Source organism: Wolbachia endosymbiont of Atemnus politus (assembly GCF_013309895.1).
The window spans coordinates 1-4396 of record NZ_JAAXCS010000103.1 but is presented as its reverse complement, the minus strand read 5'-3'; the positions used below and the strand labels follow the sequence as shown (position 1 = coordinate 4396).

General features: G+C 32.6%; 3 protein-coding genes and 2 pseudogenes. 1 reads left to right on the top strand and 4 read right to left on the bottom strand.

What is annotated here, in order from left to right:
* Positions 1–1080, top strand: a pseudogene (locus HET73_RS06100) (class II fumarate hydratase); the annotation flags it as partial.
* Here the strand turns inward: HET73_RS06100 and HET73_RS06095 are convergent.
* The 4 genes and pseudogenes from HET73_RS06095 to HET73_RS09125 all read right to left on the bottom strand — a co-directional run.
* A pseudogene (locus tag HET73_RS06095) lies at positions 1075–3588 on the bottom strand (AsmA family protein). The pseudogenes HET73_RS06100 and HET73_RS06095 sit on opposite strands and share 6 nt — an antisense overlap.
* Positions 3589–3619: 31 nt before the next feature.
* Complete coding sequence (locus HET73_RS08575; RefSeq protein ID WP_246210221.1) at positions 3620–3913, bottom strand: hypothetical protein; 294 nt, start codon at positions 3911–3913, stop codon at positions 3620–3622.
* Between the two features lie 65 nt (positions 3914–3978).
* Positions 3979–4071: a hypothetical protein gene (locus HET73_RS09130; protein WP_343033094.1), complete on the bottom strand. Its 93-nt coding sequence runs from the start codon at positions 4069–4071 to the stop codon at positions 3979–3981.
* Positions 4072–4168: 97 nt separating this feature from the next.
* A partial coding sequence (locus HET73_RS09125; protein WP_281356048.1) for a lipid II flippase MurJ occupies positions 4169–4396 on the bottom strand: 228 nt, incomplete at its 5' end.

Here is a 4396-nt window from a genome sequence, read left to right as displayed (position 1 = left end):
TCAAACCAACATGAACATGAATGAAGTGATCAGTAATCGCGCAATAGAAATTTTGGGCGGTGATTTGGGCAGTAAATCTCCAGTGCATCCAAACGACCACGTGAACTGTGGTCAGTCATCAAATGACACTTTTCCAACAGCAATGCACATAGCAGCAGCAAAACAAATAAATAATTCTCTTATTCCAAGTCTTGAAGTACTTACTGCACAAGGCTCTGAATGATAAGGTTCAAGAATTTAAAAATATAATAAAAGTAGGACGTACCCATTTGCAAGATACAACACCTCTAACACTGGGGCAGGAGTTTTCTGGCTATACAGCTCAGATTAAAAGGGAATAGAGAGAATAAAATCAACTCTGAGTAATGTGTATGAGCTTGCACAAGGTGGCATTGCAGTTGGTATGGGACTCAATACTAAAAAAGGTTTTGCTGAGGATTTTGCTAAAGAAGTGGCAAAAAGCACCAATCTTCCGTTTATTTCAGCAAAAAATAAATTTTGGAGCATTAGCAGCAAATGATGCTTTGGTTGAGCTGAGTGTAACACTCGATACCGTAGCGGTCAGTTTAATGAAAATTGTAAGTGTTACAAGTGATATAGAATACCTGGCTCGAGGTGCGGAATTGGAGAAATAACATTACCAGAAAATAAGCTGGCTCTTCAATCAAGCCAGGTAAAGTGAATCCAACTCAGTGTGAGACTATGGAGTGTGCTCAAGTTATGGGAAATCATGTCACTATCAGTGGTTCAAATGGTCAATTTGAATTGAACCTATTTAAGCCAGTAATAATTTACAATGTTTTGCAGTCTATAAGACTTTTGGCTGCTTAAACTTCACAGAAAAATGTGTGCTTGGCATTAAAGCAAATGAAAAGAAGATAAAAGATCTCCTGGATCAGTCGATAATGCTGGTTACCATACTAAATACGCATATAGGATATGATAACGCAGCAAAAATAGCAAAACTTATAACTTTATAAGGAAAATGTCACTCTAAAGGAAGCGGCAATGAAGCTAAAGCTACTCACTGAAAAAGAGTTTGAAGAAATAGTGAAACCAGAGGAAATAGCGAATTTATAAAGCCACTACCTTTTTTACTCTAATTATAGTATTAAATATTCGATCTTCATCAAAACTCATTCTAGGGTGCCAAATAAGGCCATCGAAAAGCATATCATTGTAAATTGGGCTACTGCGACTTGGATAAAGAAGTTCAAAAAAGTTAGATAAGGTTAAATTAGAAGAAGTAGACCCTGACGCCTAATCAATTCCAAATTGTAGACTAGTTGAACATATGCCATTTTAATATTCGCTTTTCCGCTAACATTTTCAAAAAAATGTACTGCCATTATATATACCAACACAAGTAAGTGTGGAAATTTCAGATTTATTTTACTGCTTAATAAATTAGTAATAAACGAATTAAAGTTTAGGTTAGTAAATTCTATTCCTTGTGCTTGTAAATTGATATCTCCAGACAAGGTATTAGTCCAATCTTAAAGGCTTTTTCCTTGAACTTTAATTTCGCCTTGTAAGTTCATCTGACCATTCAAATTGTCAATTCCTATAACATTAACAAACTTTTTAGTGTCTAAATTTGCGATTAAAAATTTCATATGCATTGAATTCGATCTTAAATGACCCTGAAAAGATACTTGTCCATGTTCTAGTGCATAATCTACATTTTTAACAGTCACAGAATTATTTATCATCACTGTATCCAAATTAAAGTTCTTCAAAACATCCTGTCTATTCTTAAGCTCTGCAACATTGATGTGTACATTTGCATCAAAGTTTTCTTTACCATCCAAGAAATTAAACTGCTTTGTCGACCATTGAATCTGGTTTATCTTATTTCTTGAATCTCTTTTCATTTCTATTAAATTCGGTAGCTTAAAGATACTGCCATTAAATTTATTGCCAGTGAGGTTCACATCCAACAAAGGCTTGATGTATTTTTGATCTACCAATATATTTATAGTGTAGTGGTATCGAAATCTTTACCAGATAACTTTCTCTTATCTGCAACTAGCCTACCCTTTTTTATCTTTAGTAAGAACCCTAAATCTTTAACTTTTGTATCATTCAACGTAAAATCATTAATGTTGGCCCTTATATTTACATCATACTTCAGGTTTTTTAACCATTGCATTTTCGATAAACTACTGAATAATGGATAATCGTATTTATCTGCATTAAAATTGTGTACGTCAAATCTACCACCATTCATATTATGTTTTGTTGTGTGATTTACCTTAATTGATCCTTGCAAAAATTCTTAATCATTCAGTAATCTAATATCTGAAATAGACAATATCCTAGGTGCAAAGTGTAATTTGGAACTTATTGTAAATTGATTTTTCTTACTCTCTCATTTTTTTGAAGGAAAAAAAACATGAAATAACGACTCAAAATCACTCATTTTATCAATAGATCAGCATTAAATTCAGATAAGGTACCATCATTTGAAACTTTTCCTGATAAGCGAGATATGTTATTGGTTCCGAGAAATTGAGGAAGCGTATCAACTTTTATTTCGCTGTTAGCAAATTTTAGCGTAGTGTGAAATTTGTCCGATACTCTGTTTTGATATCGAATATTTGAAGCTTTCATATTAAAATCTAGGCCCAAGTTCTTTGGCACAACTTTTCTAAGGCATTCCAGAAGATCTTTTATGTCTGTTGTTTTCTGTGAATCGTTTTGTATAGAATCTAAATCAACACTACTGAAGCTAATATCGACGATAGTGTAACTATGTTTTCTATCGCTTGGTATTGTACCACTGGCCTGCACACTTTTAGATTCTATTTTCAAGTCATTGCTGTGAACTCATTTTCATTGAGATTGATATTAGACAATATCTTGATATTCTCTCTAGGGACAAGATAAGCAAGAAAACTAAGATTGGCAATCTTTGCTAAATCATTTACAAAATCAGAACTGTTATTAATTGTCAGTGTTAGCTTGCCCTGGAGCTCTTTTTGGCTTCTGCAGCCTGCAAATAGCAAATTTATAAAGTCTTATTTGGCATTAATGAGCACATTCTTTTTTGTGATGTCGACCTTTCCTGTAAACTCATAATTTTGTCAACTACCCTCACTTGGCCAAAGAATTGCCCACTCCTCTTAATAGCAACTTATGTTACTAATATTTCTATAATCAGTGAAGTCATTGCTTGCATTTATTTGGCTATCTTTTAGTACTATATCAACCATACTGGCTTTTTCATTTGTAATATTAACAAAATTTTCTTTACTAATTTTCATACCAAATAAAGTAATTGACTTTGGTTGTAACGAAAATAAAAACAAGGAAAGAAGAGACGGCCTTACTTCAATTTTATTTATACCAATTAAATCTGATAATTTGTGTTCTTTGTTGTTGTAACATTGAATATATACGTCATGAATAGTGAGCTTGGAGGTAATTAGTGAAACTTCAACTTTTCTTACAATATGTATTTTCGCGTTGTACGTACTTTCCAATCATTTGTTCTCTATAGCCCCTCCAGTCCTTAAAAGTTGCAGCAATGTGAAGAAGAATTAATACCAAAGAGATTGATAATATTGTGTATATAGAAAATCTCATAGTTTTATTTGCTTAAAGTTGCCCATAAACATTAGATAGAGAGTATCAAAATAAACAACATCACTTTTAGAGCTATTAAACCTGCTAAATGAATAACGCGAGAAAACATTTTGTCGAGGAATAATTCTGCTGATAAGGAACTAGAAACATAAAGAATTATTGACATAACCAACGTTGCAACAAGACTTTTTATAATATCGAATAACAGTACTTGGCTAACCTTATACATTCTATTTATTGGTAAATAATTAATTAATAAAATAGAGTTGATCCAAGTTGAAATGGAAGTAGCGATAACAATTCCAGCATGTTGGTATTTGTTCATTACTAGGAAGTTATATTAATTCCAAGACACATTAGTGAAAATATTGTTGGTATTTTTCGATTGCCCTAAGCAAAAAACGTGGGTAACAATACTTTATTTATGATAAATGCAGGTAAAGAAAGAGAAAATGCCATCAACGTAGGGGCGGTTTGCTGCACTGCATAGTGATTAAACTTACCGTAAGAAAAAGCGTAAGTAAAATTGTATGGGGAATAATGATAAAAGCAGCAGTTGTTGGCATAATTAACATTAATCCTACATTAAGTGCTCTATTCTGTGTATTCTGACTTTATTTTTAATATCATTCGCTTGTTTTGAAACTAATGGAAGAAGTGCCTTACCAATTACAGTACCAATTACTCCTTGTGGTAATTGATTTAGTCTATCAGCATAATATATATTATAGGACACTGCATTTAGTATAAAACTTGCCATAACTGTATCAATCCATAGGCTTACATGAGTTACACAGGTATTGATAAT

Coding starts and splice junctions, on each gene's coding strand:
- HET73_RS08575 (WP_246210221.1), bottom strand. CDS start 3,913: ATGAACAAATACCAACATGCTGGAATTGTTATCGCTACTTCCATTTCA.